This is a genomic window from Pseudoalteromonas sp. NGC95 (assembly GCF_015864705.1).
GTDB classification, from domain to species: domain Bacteria; phylum Pseudomonadota; class Gammaproteobacteria; order Enterobacterales; family Alteromonadaceae; genus Pseudoalteromonas; species Pseudoalteromonas arctica.
Window position 1 is genome coordinate 58,203 of record NZ_JADYWR010000012.1, and the last position, 14,246, is coordinate 72,448.

The 14,246-nt window shown below is 41.2% G+C and carries 10 protein-coding genes; 4 read left to right on the forward strand and 6 right to left on the reverse strand.

Annotated elements, in window-relative coordinates; genetic code table 11:
• The first annotated feature begins 61 nt into the window (after nucleotides 1-61).
• The 3 genes from I6E70_RS12385 (at nucleotide 62) to I6E70_RS12395 (ending at nucleotide 3,719) form a co-directional block, all read left to right on the forward strand.
• Nucleotides 62-1,945, forward strand: coding sequence for a propionyl-CoA synthetase (locus tag I6E70_RS12385; RefSeq protein WP_197188831.1), 1,884 nt, complete (start codon nucleotides 62-64; stop codon nucleotides 1,943-1,945).
• Nucleotides 1,946-2,146: 201 nt separating this feature from the next.
• Nucleotides 2,147-3,004: an MBL fold metallo-hydrolase gene (locus tag I6E70_RS12390; protein WP_197188832.1), complete on the forward strand. Its 858-nt coding sequence runs from the start codon at nucleotides 2,147-2,149 to the stop codon at nucleotides 3,002-3,004.
• Nucleotides 3,005-3,485: 481 nt separating this feature from the next.
• Nucleotides 3,486-3,719 (forward strand): hypothetical protein, encoded by a 234-nt coding sequence (locus I6E70_RS12395; RefSeq protein ID WP_169061211.1) that lies wholly within the window; start codon nucleotides 3,486-3,488, stop codon nucleotides 3,717-3,719.
• Between the two features lie 345 nt (nucleotides 3,720-4,064).
• Here the strand turns inward: I6E70_RS12395 and I6E70_RS12400 are convergent, their stop codons facing one another.
• From I6E70_RS12400 to I6E70_RS12425, 6 genes are all read right to left on the reverse strand, one after another.
• Entirely contained in the window at nucleotides 4,065-5,357 is a 1,293-nt protein-coding gene (locus I6E70_RS12400; protein ID WP_197188833.1) for a sensor histidine kinase, read from the reverse strand.
• Nucleotides 5,354-6,037 (reverse strand): response regulator transcription factor, encoded by a 684-nt coding sequence (locus tag I6E70_RS12405; protein WP_169045092.1) that lies wholly within the window; start codon nucleotides 6,035-6,037, stop codon nucleotides 5,354-5,356. Before I6E70_RS12405 ends, I6E70_RS12400 begins: the two co-directional genes overlap by 4 nt.
• Nucleotides 6,037-9,225 carry an efflux RND transporter permease subunit gene (locus I6E70_RS12410; protein ID WP_197188834.1) on the reverse strand — a complete coding sequence of 1,063 codons (3,189 nt, stop codon included), beginning with the start codon at nucleotides 9,223-9,225 and terminating at the stop codon, nucleotides 6,037-6,039. The genes I6E70_RS12405 and I6E70_RS12410 overlap by 1 nt, the downstream gene beginning before the upstream one ends.
• Entirely contained in the window at nucleotides 9,225-10,370 is a 1,146-nt protein-coding gene (locus tag I6E70_RS12415) for an efflux RND transporter periplasmic adaptor subunit (RefSeq protein ID WP_197188835.1), read from the reverse strand. Before I6E70_RS12415 ends, I6E70_RS12410 begins: the two co-directional genes overlap by 1 nt.
• Complete coding sequence (locus I6E70_RS12420) at nucleotides 10,367-11,728, reverse strand: TolC family protein (RefSeq protein WP_197188836.1); 1,362 nt, start codon at nucleotides 11,726-11,728, stop codon at nucleotides 10,367-10,369. The genes I6E70_RS12415 and I6E70_RS12420 overlap by 4 nt, the downstream gene beginning before the upstream one ends.
• 133 nt (nucleotides 11,729-11,861) lie before the next feature.
• Nucleotides 11,862-12,779, reverse strand: a complete 918-nt coding sequence (locus tag I6E70_RS12425) for a LysR family transcriptional regulator (RefSeq protein ID WP_010554876.1) — start codon at nucleotides 12,777-12,779, stop codon at nucleotides 11,862-11,864.
• 80 nt (nucleotides 12,780-12,859) lie between these two features.
• Here I6E70_RS12425 and I6E70_RS12430 point away from each other — a divergent pair, with 80 nt between their 5' ends.
• Complete coding sequence (locus I6E70_RS12430) at nucleotides 12,860-13,999, forward strand: alkene reductase (RefSeq protein WP_197102781.1); 1,140 nt, start codon at nucleotides 12,860-12,862, stop codon at nucleotides 13,997-13,999.
• Nucleotides 14,000-14,246 lie beyond the last annotated feature (247 nt).

The window sequence follows — 14,246 nt, forward strand, 5'->3', positions numbered from 1 at the left end:
CTAAAAAAAGCCTACATTTTGTAAGGTCTCTCACACACAAATTTAGCTTTAGGAGCCTTACATGTCAGGCGAATATCAACAGCAATATAATGCCTTTAAACAAAACCCAGCCCAATTTTGGCTCGAACAAAGTAAAAACATTCCGTGGTACAAAGCTCCCACAAAAGCATACACACAAGACGACGATGGGCTTTACCATTGGTTTAGCGACGGGCAATTAAACACCAGTTTTTTAGCGCTAGACCAGCACGTTATTGCCGGATTTGGCGAGCAAACTGCACTGATTTACGACTCTCCAGTCACTAATACAAAGCAGACTTATAGCTACTCACAACTACAACAAGAAGTTGCTAAATTTGCAGGCGTAATACAATCGTTAGGTGTTACAAAAGGCGATCGCGTTGTCATTTATATGCCAATGATCCCACAAGCGGTTATTGGTATGTTGGCGTGCGCTCGCCTTGGTGCTATTCATTCGGTGGTATTTGGTGGGTTTGCTGCACACGAATTAGCAGTACGCATTGATGATGCCAAGCCCAAACTTATACTTAGCGCCTCATGCGGTGTTGAAGTAAACAGCGTTATTGAATACAAACCACTTATTGATAACGCAATAGACTTAGCTACTCACAAAGTAGAACACTGCGTTATTTATCAGCGCCCACAAGTCACCGCCACTCTTAAGCCTAAACGAGACATAGATTGGACTCAGGCAATGCAAACGGCTGCAAGCGCAGATCCGGTGCCTGTAAATGGTAACGATCCGCTTTATATTTTATATACCTCTGGCACCACAGGCACACCCAAAGGCGTTGTACGCGAAAATGGCGGTCACGCAGTGGCAATGCAATACAGCATGGAAACCGTTTATGGTATGAAGCCCGGCGACGTATTTTGGGCAGCGTCTGACATTGGCTGGGTAGTTGGGCACTCTTATATAGTTTACGCGCCGCTAATGTATCGCTGCGCGACCATATTATATGAAGGTAAACCAGTTAAAACACCCGACGCCAGTACATTTTGGCGCGTGGTTGAAGAATATAAAGTAAATGCATTATTTAGTGCCCCCACCGCATTTAGAGCAATCAAAAAAGAAGATCCAAATGCCGATGGTTTTAATCAATACGATACCTCAAGCTTAAAACGTTTATTTTTAGCTGGCGAGCGGTTAGATCCTCCCACTTACGAGTGGCTTAAAGAAAAAACCAAACTGCCAGTGCTCGATCATTGGTGGCAAACCGAAACTGGCTGGGCTATTGCTTGTAACCCTGTAGGGCTTGAGTACTTAGCAACAAAACCTGGCAGCTCTACCGTGCCTACTCCAGGTTTTGACGTGCGAATATTAGATATGGATGGCAATGAATGCGCAGCTAACGAGCAAGGCGCAGTGGTAATTAAACTGCCACTTCCACCAGGTTGCCTACCAACAATTTGGCAAGATACCTCGCGTTTTAAAGCAAGCTACCTAAATGAATACGAAGGTTATTATTTATCTGGCGATGGTGGTTATATTGATGAAGACGGCTACCTATTTATTATGGGCAGAACCGACGACGTTATAAATGTAGCAGGGCATAGGCTTTCTACCGGCGAAATGGAAGAGATAGTAGCCGCGCACCCTGCTGTTGCTGAATGCGCTGTTTTTGGCGTGAACGATCCCCTAAAAGGGCAACTCCCTATGGGAATGATCGTGCTTAAAAATGATTTTATGGGCTCAAGTACCGACGTAGAACAAGCGCTTGTTTTAAGTGTTCGTAATCAGATTGGCGCTATTGCGTGCCTTAAAAATATAGTTAGCGTAGATAGGTTGCCTAAAACTCGCTCGGGTAAAATACTGCGTAAAAATTTACGTCAACTAGTTGATGGCGAAGAGCTACAAATACCTTCAACCATAGATGATGCCAGTATCTTTGAAGAAATAAACCAACAACTAACACAAAGATAAACCCAACCAACCTATCTAAAGCCATTTTTATAATGGCTTTTTATTTCATCCTTATATTTGCTCCTTTTACTTAGGTTTAGGCTTAGGTTTAAGTTTTAAGTTTTAAGTTTTAATTTAACCAACAGCTGAAATTTTTTACGGCTTTGTACTTTCTTCTTTTAATAGCGTTATTAATTTAATCAATTTAAAAAGGAATGGTGTATGCCCCGCTTGCTACAAAAACTATTAACTACAGCCCTATTATTTATAGGCTTTGCCACACAAGCCTATGAAATAGAAAACTTAGGGGACGGCTTACACCGCTTTATAGACGACAGACACCGCTCAGTATTTTTAATCACTTCTGAGGGCGCAATTGTTACCGACCCGCTTAATAAAAAAGCCGCCACCTGGTTAAACGAGCAAATTAAAACCCGCTTTAACGTACCGGTAAAGTATGTAATTTATAGCCATAATCACAGCGATCATATTTACGGCGCCGAGGTATTTAAAAGCCCGCACACCACGTTTGTAGCGCATAAACTCGCTGCGCAAGATATTAAAAACACACAAATGAAAACAGTAACGCCCAGCCTTACTTTTGATGATGAGCTACTACTTACCCTTGGTGATTCCACAGTAAAACTTAACTACCATGGTCCAAACGATGGTCGTGGTTCGGTTAGTATATTATTCGAAAAGCAAAAAACATTGTTTGTAGTTGATTGGATTGTTATTGGCAGAATGCCGTGGCAAAAGCTGTGGAGTTACGATATTCAAGGCATGATTAACTCAACCCAAGCGGTACTCAAATATGACTTTAATACTTTTGTAGGCGGACATGCCGATATTGGCAGCAAGGCTGATGTAGCGCGTTACTTAAGTTATTTAGAGCTTTTATATAGCCAAGTAACAGCAGGCGTTTTAGCCGGTAATACGCTTGACGAAATTAAACAAAATGTAAAGTTAGACCAATTTAGTGACTTTAAACAGTTTGATGCATGGTTACCGCTTAACATAGAAGGCGTGTACGAGCGTTTAATGGAAGAGTCTGGTATGGGTTGGCGCAGCGATTTATAAGTTTGAACTCAGTGGACTAAGCTCTGAGCTCTAAACTCAATATTATAAGCATTGGTATTGGCGTATTTAACGCAGTACCAATGTACTTATTAATTAGTTAAATAGACGTCAAAAGCCATATAAACCACCTTTACAATATCCTTACGTTTGCTTACAGCACTATACAAAAAAAAGTTTATCCTAGGCTTAGGGCGTGTTGATCTTTGTGGATTGAAATTTGTTCAATCTAGGGGCGATTAAATCGCGGCGCGAGGTTTGTAACCTAGTGGGCTAAGTAAAAACCGAGTAACAAAGAGTTAATCGTCCCTAGAAAGAACCCAAAGGGCAGCGCATGTTTGGTCTTTATGCTGCGTTATCACCTATTTATGGGGAATACCACACTACATAGGCTCTGCCTTGCCTAAAAACCAAACATACTGCTGTAAATTCAACCACCAAAATTCAACACGCCCTAGTGTTAAGCTATATAGGACTAATAAACATGAACTTATCTTTAAAAGTAGTTTTAGTAATGACGACCGCGCTTATTATGAGCGGCTGCACTGTATATCAACATGGTCCCAGTGCGCATAAACCACATAAAAAAGCAGTCAAAGTAGTTACGCCTGTTTTAGTAACTGAGCACAACTCTCCAAACATTGTGATCGTAAAAGCCAAGCCCACAAAACAAGCCTGCACTAAACACGATGATCATTGGCATTGTAAGGCTCATTAACAGATACTTTGCTAAATAAATCACTAAGTTTCTATATTCTCAGCGTTAAATTAAATATTTTTGAATATAAAAAACCGCGCTAAAGCTTTTTTAAAAGTGCCTTAGCGCGGTTTTATATTTTAAATCTAAGTAACCTAAACTCTGGATAATAAATCTATCTCAAGCAGCTATTTTCAGCGCGAACTGCGTTGAATTTACTTGCAATAGACCAGCTATTGACGCGTAAATTCGCCTTGTTTTCACTGAAAATTTCTGGCTAGAAAAAATAAATTTTAATATCACTATGATTCAATATGTTAGTAAATCTCTTAACCAGAGTTCAGGTTAAGTATTAAAAAAAGCGTATTAACTAAAATCGACCACCACTTCATAACGCCCAGGCATGTCGTTTACTTCGTATACCCAACCGTGTCGTTTTATTATTTTTTCGCTTAACTCCAACCCTAAACCGTAGCCAATATTGGCGGGCTTATTTGTGTTATTAGCAGTGTGTGGCGTATCAGTTTGTGCGCTGCTATTTACTATAATCACACGGCTACCCTGCTGAGTAATTCGCACTTGCCCTTGTTGCGTATGCTGATACGCATTACGTATTAAGTTAGTAAGCACAATGTGGCATGCGGTGGCTTCGGTATTAATAGTCGTATTTTGGTTATCGGTATTTATAAGTACATCAACTTGTTTTGAATTGAGTAAATAATCGAGTTCGTTACCCAAGGTCGTTATTTTTTCGGCTAGGTTTACAGGCTCTGGTGAACTTTGCTGGTCGTCATTTCTGCTAAGCCACAATAACGTCTCGGTTAAATCGCTCATGGTTAAACCGGCGCGCTCTATTCGCTGCAGTGTAAGGTGTTGTTTATCGCTTAAAGGTACTTTTTCGCTTAAACGGTTAAGTAACTCAACGTTGCTGCGAATAACCGAAATTGGTGTACGTAACTCGTGGCTCGCATAACTTAAAAAGCGCTGTTCTCGCTCAAGGCTGTCGTGAGCTGAAAGTAAGCTACTGCGTATTAACGTTGCCAAGGTATTTAGTTCGTTATAGGTAAAGTCGGGCGGCGTGTTTTGTAAATTCTTTTGATTTAACGACTTAGCCCAACCACGTAGTGACTCTACTGGCTTGGCTATTTTTTTCATTACCATAAACAAAAAGAAGGTAAATAAGGCAATGGCTGCAAAACCAGTAATGGCTATCAATGTCATGCGGTGTATTGGTTTTACAGTTCCCATTCTTTTAGGGCGATTTTTTTCAAGCATAATACGCGATATATAACGCGCCTCGCCATTTGGATTTTGATAGTAAACAACAAAAAACAAGTCTGCAGGCATAGTAAACAATGAGGTGTTATCTTTCACTTTTTGTAGTACACCGGCTTCATTTGGCGCTACTTCAAATTTTTGCTGTATTATTTCTGGCATGTCTTCCCAACGGCTCGCCACATTAAATCCAACAATATTTTTTGGCTGTCCATCTTCAATCTCAGTGGTTTGCGAAAGCTCAAACATAACTCCGTTTAACCCTCGGTCTAAGCCATCAATAAAATAATTAACACTTAAAAACGAAAAGCCAATTGCCATTAATGAACTTAAAAGCACCATGGTGGCAAAAAAATACAACCTCAGGCTGGGTCTAATTTTCATGCTTGTGTCTCATTTTTTAATTTTAGCGCAAACCCTACACTGGGTATTGTTTCTAGTACGGCTTGGCAATGCGCTTGCTCTAGCTGTTTACGCAAATGATGAATATGCACTTTTAAGCTATTGCTGTCTGGCTGATCGTCGCCCCATATTGCTTGCATAATTACTTGTCGGGTTACCGGTTTTTGCTGCTCTCGTACAAGCACTTCTAATAACTTAAAAGTAATGGGTGATAACTTTAAACTGTGCGCTGCCACTGTTGCTGTATGCGCGGTTAAATTAAGTGTTAAGTTAGCAAATGTAAGTCGCTTTACCTCACCACTTTTACGCTTTGCTAATACTTGAACCCGCGCTACGAGCTCTTTCATGGCAAATGGTTTTACTAAATAGTCGTCACTACCGGCTGCAAACCCCTCAAGCTTATTGTCGAGGCTATCGCGCGCTGTCAGCATTAATACTGGTATATCAATGCCTTGCTCACGCAATGTTTTACACATGGTTAAACCGTCCATTTTGGGCATGTTTACATCTAATATAATCATTTGATATTGATTACGTTCTATTAAATTTAAACCCATTACGCCATTGCTTGCATGGTCACACTCTATTGACTCAATTTCGAGATAATCAACAATGGTGGTTGCCAAATCTATGTCGTCTTCAACCAGTAGTACGTTTATCATTAAGAGGCTGTTTCCTGCGTTTTATTTTTAGCACCTAGCGATTTTAGCACAGCATCAATACCGCGTTTAGCATCGGTTTGAATCATCAATAATGCCGGTATAAGTATTAAGGTAATAACCGTGGCAAACAAAATACCGTAGCCAAGTGATGCCGCAGCAGGGATTAAAAACTGTGCCTGCATTGAGGTTTCGCTAAGTAGCGGCACTAAGCCTGCGTAAGTTGTAATTGAGGTAAGTAATACCGCACGCAAACGACTCGTACACGACTCAACTATGGCATCGTGCGTGCTCATGCCCTCCTCTTTTACTAGTTCGTTAAAGCGCGAAACAAGTAATAGGCTGTCGTTTACAACTACCCCACTGAGCGCCAAAATACCATTTAACGACAATATACTAATGGTTAAGTCGTTCCACCAATGCCCTAAAATAGCGCCCACAATACCAAACGGAATTGCCACTATGATTAGTACTGGTTGAATATACGATTTAAGCGGAATAGCCAGCAGCACGTAAATCACTAATAAAGCCGCTACAAACATAGTGCTCATTGAACTGGTGGTTTCGCTTTGTTGTTCTGCCTCTCCTGCAAAATACACACTTAAGTTAGGAAATTGCTGTGTTAACTCAGGAATTAAGCCGCGCTTTAAATTAGCAACTAACTCGTTTGGAGCAATCACGTTTTTATCTACTTGGGCGCTTAAATAAATTGCACGTAGTCCATCAATGCGGGTTATTTCATCTTGCTGATATTCACTGCTTACTGTGGCTACGTTTACTAGCGGTACAACGGTGCCATCAGGCAGGCGAATACGCGACTGCATTATATCGGCAGGTGTTTTACGAGCATCTTCTGGGTAGCGTACACGTACTTTAACTTCGTCTTTATTACGTTGGTAGCGCTGTACAACTGCACCACCAAAAGCTTGCAGTACTTGCTTTGATAAACTGGCTGTATCCATGCCAAGCGCGCGCCCTTGTGCATTTAGGGTAAACTTAAGCTGTGGCTGACCTGGGTTTAAGTTGTCGTCTATTCCGTTAACGCCTGCGGTATTTTGTAAGCGCTCCTTAAATAGTGCGCCCGCCGCCATTACGGTTTCGTCGTCCCACGCTTTAAGCTCAACTTTAAAGTTATCGACCATTTTACGCGTAGCTAATATTTGTAATTTTTTACTGCCCTCAAGGCTACCTGCTACGCGCTGCCACTCTTGAGCAAATTCGTTTGCTGTAAAAGCGCCTTCGTTTAATAGCTCAACGCTTACTTCACCGCTGGTGTCGCTACTACTAATGACTTGTAGGCTGGTTATTTCGCTTTTTTCAGAGCTCAACTTAGTCATTAAGTTTTGCTCAGCTTGTAATGCACTTTGCTCAAGCGTTAGTAAATTTGCATTTGTTTGCCCATAAGCAGCGTCGTTTTGCATAACTAAATCGGCTGTTACGGTGTCGCCTGCAATACTTGGGAAAAAACCAACTTTTACTGTGCCTGTCATCGGCATGCCAATAACCAGTATAAAAAAAGCGATAAACGCAGCGACTACGGCGTATCTAAAGCGCAGTGAAAATTCAATAACCTTGCAGTAAATGTTTTTACTAAACCAGTTTAAGCCACTATCAGCACCATGTTGTATTTTTGACCACAGACCTCCTAAGCCCTTTTTAACTTGGCGCTTAGTACTAATGTGGGCTAAATGCGAGGGTAAAATAAGTTTTGATTCAACAACCGAAAGTAGTAAACAAATGGTCACTACAGTGGCAAATTGAGAGTAAATTTTACCTAAGTTACCTGACACATTCGAAAGCGCCACAAACGCGGCAACGGTGGTTAACACCCCAAATATTGTTGGCACAACAACCTTCATAGTGCCTAAAACTGTATTATTTAATGTATCGCCATGTTTTTTACGTGTAGTGTAAATACTCTCGCCTACAACAACGGCATCGTCTACCACTATGCCCAGCGCCATAATAAAGCCAAAGGTGGTCATTTCGTTTATGGTCAGTGCGGTGTAGCCATCGGTCATAAAATAAAGCGTACCAAAAAACACAAACGGCAAGCCACCAGCCACCCATAGGGCTACGCGTACATTTAAAAATATGGCAAGTATTACAAACACCATAATAATACCGGTCACCGCGTTTTTAGTAAGTAGCGATAAACGATCGGTGATCATGGTGCTTTTGTCGTGCCAGCTTTCAAGCTCTACGTTTTGAGGTAATAAACCGCTTTCGTGCCATTTATCTATTACGCTATTAGCTTGCTCAACAATGGTAGTTATATCGCTGTTATCGCCCATTAAAATTTCAACGCCTACGGCATTTTGTTGGTTATAACGGCTTAATGAGTTGCTATCTTCGGCAAATGAGTCGGTAACGGTTGCTACATCGCCTAACTTAATTTGTGCGCCTGATGCAGTGGTCAACAATACAATATTGGCAAAGTCGCGCTGCCAGTAAGCTTGATCGGCGGCTTTTAAGCGTATAATTTTACTGCTATCGCGCAAACTAGTCGAAAGCGGGCTTGATGACTCATTATTAATGACCTCGCTTATATCACTAATAGTTAAGCCATACGCTTGTAATTTACCTTCGTCGATTTCTATGGACATCATCGGGTCAATCACACCCGACTGCGCTACGTCGCTAATGCCTGATTGCGCTAATAAATCGGCTTTAAGTTTTTCGCCCAGATTTTGTAATGTATGGCGATCGGCATCCCCAAAAAGTTGCAGCGTTAATGCATGATCTTGCCTACGGGCTTTATCAATAACAGGTTGCTCAGCATCTGCCGGAAAGTTATTAATAGCGTCAACTTGGTTTTTAACGTCAACAAGTAACTCATCGAGTGAGTAATCAGTACTTTTTTCAATGCTTACATGGCTGCCGCTAGCATCGGATGTAGAGGTAATACGTTTAATACCCGATACGGTTTCGAGCGCTTCTTCAATTTTTAACGCTATTCCTTCTTCGGCTTGCAATGCATCGCCACTGTCGTAAACCACCGATACCGAAATAGTATCTGGCTCTAAACTCGGAAATGCCTCTTTACGTAAAGTCGTAAGCGACATAATACCCATTACAATCACACTAACTAACAATAAGTTAGCGGCAACAGAGTTATTTGCAAACCAGTTAATAATACCGTGCAGCGGGTTATTATTACTGGGTGATTGAGGTGCTTGATGAGGGCTCATTATTGTATCTCCTCAACAATTGGATTTACTTTCATGTCGCTTAGGTAACTTACTAATGGGCGCGTTACTACTTTTAAAGTACTTTGCTCTGCAACTGGCGAAATATATACGTAATCACCACGCTCAAATACTTTATTGGCTTGTATGCTTACTAAGTTGTTTTGATCATTTACGTACCAAATTAAGCCATCTTGAGATACCGCCGAAGCAGGCAGTTTTATTACGTTACTTAACTGCTTACCGGCAATTTCTACCGCTAAAAATGTACCAGGCAGTAATGGCGTTGTTTGCTCAAACGGTTTATCTAAGGCAACAATTACGTTGCGTTGACGCGAGCTGTCATCAAGGTGTTGCTCAAAACGTGCAATATAACCATTCCATTTAGTATTAGTGGTTACATCAGTTAAAATAACATCGCCTGATTTATTATTTGCTAGGTTTTGCCACTGAATTAATGAAAGCGGCACGGTTATTTCTACTTTGTCAGTGCTGTTTAGCGTGGCAAGCGTATCGCCAATACTCACATAAGTACCTAAATCTATATCGCGCGATAAAATAACAGCGTCAAATGGTGCATTTAACTGGGTGTTATTTACATCACGCTGTGCGGTTTTAAGTGCATATTGTGCTTTATCGAGCATAGCTTGCGCGGCTTCTAGTTGTAGCGTTCTAAATACAAGCGGCGAGCTTGGTGCTTGCGTAACGCCTGAGCGATCCCATTCACGTTTTGCCTGTTCACCTAAATCTTGTTCTTCTTGTAGTGCTAGTTTTGCATCAGCCAATGTTGCTTTTGCGCTAGCTAGGGTCTGTAAGTATTCTGTATTATCTATTTGTGCAAACACCTGCCCTTTAGTTATTAAGTTACCGGTCGCAAATTGCTCGCTCATACTGGTTACTTCGCCTTTAACTTGTGCTTTTAAGCTAAGTGACCAATGCGCTTTAGCTTCACCATGCCCACTAACATAAGCCTGATAAGTACTCGGAACTGCATTAATTACCGATACATTTGGGGCAATAGCTTTAATAGCGGCAGGTTGTGGGCTATTTGCTTGTTCAGCCATTTTTTGACCGTTATACATAATAGCAAGCCCTATACAAACAATAGCAACAAGCGTTACAACAACCGGTGTTGGCGAAATTTTCATGACGATACTCCAAGGCCCAAAGCGAGGCCTAAATCTATGCGGTTAGTTAAAAGGGTGTAGTTTATTTGGCTAAGCTGAGCTTGCAGGTCGTATACTTTTTGTTGCACTGTTAGCAAATCTAAAATATCAACCAAACCTTGTTGATACTTACTTTGATAGTTACTAAAGCTGCGTTGAGCGCTGGCAAGTGCATTGCTAATTTGCAGTTGTTGCTCGGTTAATGATTGCTCCTGCCCGAGTGCATTTTCAACTTCGTTTACCGCACTTAGCAGCGTATCTTGGTACTGCCAAAACGCTTGCTCGGCATTTAATTTTGCAATATCAACTTGCGCACGCAGTGCTCCACCTTCAAATAAAGGGGCACTTAAACTACCCAATAAACTCCACACAGGGCTAGTTAATAATGCTTGGCTTGGCGTGCTTGCTAAATCACTCAGTGATGCCGAAAGCGAAATACTCGGTAGTAGCTCTTTGTACGATACATCAACCAAGTAATGCTTTGCCTGAATGTTGTAATAGGCACTTTGTAAGTCAGGTCGGCGCGCCAAATCTTGCTCTGGTAATGTACTTAATGGCTCAATAACGCTTGGCAGTGTTAATGTACTTGGCAGGTTTTGAAGTTTATCAGTGCCTACAATTAGCATTAAAGCACGCTTTGCTTTTGCTATTTGCTCTTGATAATCGGCAATGGTTGCGCGAGTAGATGCCGTGCTAGTACGGGCGGTATCAAGCGCTTCTAAATCACCTAACCCATATTGGTAGCGCTCTACAATACTTTGCTCATTATTTTGTAAAACAACTAAACGTTGCTGCTCTATATCGAGTAAATTTTGCTGCAAAATAATATTTAAATAAGTACGAATAACACTCGCTACTAATGTGTCTTTAGCACCTTGATAAGTAGCTTGGTTACTGGCAATAGTCATATCTTGCGCGGCTACGTTGTCAGCAATTTTTTGCCATATATCGGCTTCCCAGCTTATACCTACTGATGAGCTGTATTGCGTGCCTTCGGTTTTACTGCGCTGCGCGTCAAATCCTGCATCTACACTAAACCACTGACTTGCAGCAGTTACATCACGCTGCGCATAAGCTAGTTTTAATGCAACATGCACTTGATTGAACGATGGGTTATTAGTAACAGCTTGCTCAATAAGCGAATCAAGCCCTTCTATATTCACCAAATCGGTAATGTAATTTACGTGCTGTGCGTTACTTTGCGTGTACTGCCAGTTTGTATGTTGTTTTAGCGACTGCTCAGTACTATTACCTTGATAGCTTGGCTGACTACTGCATGCAGCAAGTGTGCAACTAAGTGCAAGTAAAAAACCGGTTGAGTGCTTTTTAAAATAAACCATTTAACTATGCCTAATTCGTACTATTACACATAGCTTATTAGGTCGAGGGTTAAGGAGGGGTTAAATGATTAAATCTAAATATTGGGTTGCTAATTTAACAGTAAAAAGTAATCACTTTAGATTTTTTACATCGTTATAAATTTTGTAGCTGCTCTATCAACCATTTATGAATTGGGCTGTTATTGGTACGCGGATGCCATGCAGCTATTACTTTAAATGTGGGAGGCAGAGCTTCTATTTTTAGCTGTTTAACTTTGCTGTTTGGTAATAATCTTGATGGGTAAAACGCTAGCATATCGGTTGTATGTAAAATGTCGGGCACTGCTGAAAAGCTCGGTACCGACATTACAATATTACGTTTTAGCCCTTGGCTTTCAAACCACTGATCGTGCGATCCGCGCAAATTAGCGCGCGATGGCGACACCACTAGCTGTGAATGCTTTGCAAATTGCGCCAAACTCAAAGGTTCAGTGTAAGTAGTATTACCTATACCGGTAATACACAAATGCTGTTCTTCAAACAAAGTGATATAAGAAAGGTTGTCGGGTATAAATTCAGGAAAGCTAATCAATAAATCAAGCTCGCCTGCCGTTATAAGTTGATTAACGTTGTCAGACGCAAAGTCGCGCACAATCAGCTTTAAACCTGGCGCTTCGCGGCGGGTAATATTAAATAATTGCGGTAGTAAAGCCTGCGTGGCGTAGTCGGTTGCGCTTATGGTAAACACACCTTTATAAGTTTGCGGACTAAACAGTTCGGGCTCTAGTAACGATTCTAATTGCTTTAAAATATGATTAACAGGCGCCTTGAGTCCTTGCGCTTTAGGAGTAGCAACCATGTTATTACCTTGGCGAATAAACAAGCGATCGTCAAATAAGTCTCGTAGTTTTCGTAGTTGCTCACTAATAGCTTGTTGCGTTAACCCCATTTTTTTGGCTACTTGCGAAAGATTTCGCAATTCTAATAAGCTACTGAGTACTCTTAACTGTTTTATATCGAGCCGACTAATACCATTCATAATTGTATGCTGCACAAAAAAGTGTTGTTTCAAATTGTATCCTTAAATCTCTATGCTGCCAATGTTGCTTAACCACTATTTAAGCCTTTGTTTGCTTTATAAGAGAATTTAAAATGAAATCAGAATTAGTTAATACCGCCCCTTTATTCTCATCAATTGAGCTTGGCCCTTTTACACTTAAAAACCGTATTGTGATGCCACCTCTTACTCGCTCTCGCAGCACTCAGCCTGGCAATATTCCTAATGAATTAATGGCTGAGTATTATGCGCAGCGGGCATCGGCTGGTTTTATGGTTACCGAAGGCACACAAATAGAACCTCGTGGACAAGGTTACGCTTGGACCCCAGGTATTCACTCGCAAGCACAAATTGAAGGCTGGAAAAAAGTAACACATGCAGTACATGCTAAAGGCGGTGTTATTTTTGCTCAGCTTTGGCATGTAGGGCGCGTATCGCACGCCACACTACAACCAAATTCAGGTAAACCGGTTGGCCCTTCAGATATTATTGCTGACAACGTAAAAGTATTTATTGAAACCGCACCTGGTGAAGGCGCATTGGCTGAACCAAGTGCCCCCCGTGCACTAAGTACTACTGAGGTTGGCGAGCTGGTAAACATGTATGCGCAAGCTGCACGTAATGCTCTAGAAGCAGGCTTTGATGGCGTAGAGCTTCATTGTGCTAACGGGTATTTAGTTAATCAGTTTATTTCTGAACATACTAATAACCGTGACGATCAATACGGTGGAACGCTTAGTAATCGCCTGCGCTTTTTAAAAGAGATAGTTGAAGCGGTAAGTGACGTTGTAGGCTCTGATCGTTTAGGTGTTCGCTTTGCTCCTTTATTTGAAAGCACAGATGAAACACGAGTGTATCTAGGACTTGTAGAATCAAACCCTCACCATACTTATGTACAAGCCGTTAAAGTGCTTGAGCAAGCTGGCATTGCTTACTTATCAATAGCGGAAGCTGATTGGGAAAATGCTCCTGATTTACCACAAGAATTTTATAAAGCAGTACGAGCTGAATTTTCAGGTCGCATCATTTATGCTGGTAAATACACAGTAGAAAAAGCGGTACGTATTTTAGGTGAAGGTTACGGTGACTTATTTGCATTTGGTCGCCCTTTTATAGCTAACCCTGATTTACCAGAGCGTATAGCGAATAATTGGACGTTTAACGAGGCCGATGCAGCCACTATGTATGGCGGTACTGAAGTCGGTTATAGCGATTATCCTTTTTATCAAAAGTAGCCAACCTAGACTCTAAACGATATATGGAATTGGTATAGAACCAATACGGTTTTATACCAGGTAGCTTAATTAAGCTGCCTGTTTTGAGGTAAGAAAACGGTGTTGATAACACTGCTGAATTTGTTATTAGTTGTTCTCGACAATTGCTCTTTCATTTCTCTACCTTCTGCATTTATGCAGCCATATATCAGTCATTTTTTAATAGAATGAGCGTTAGATTGAATCTCTCAAATTGATTAAGTATTAC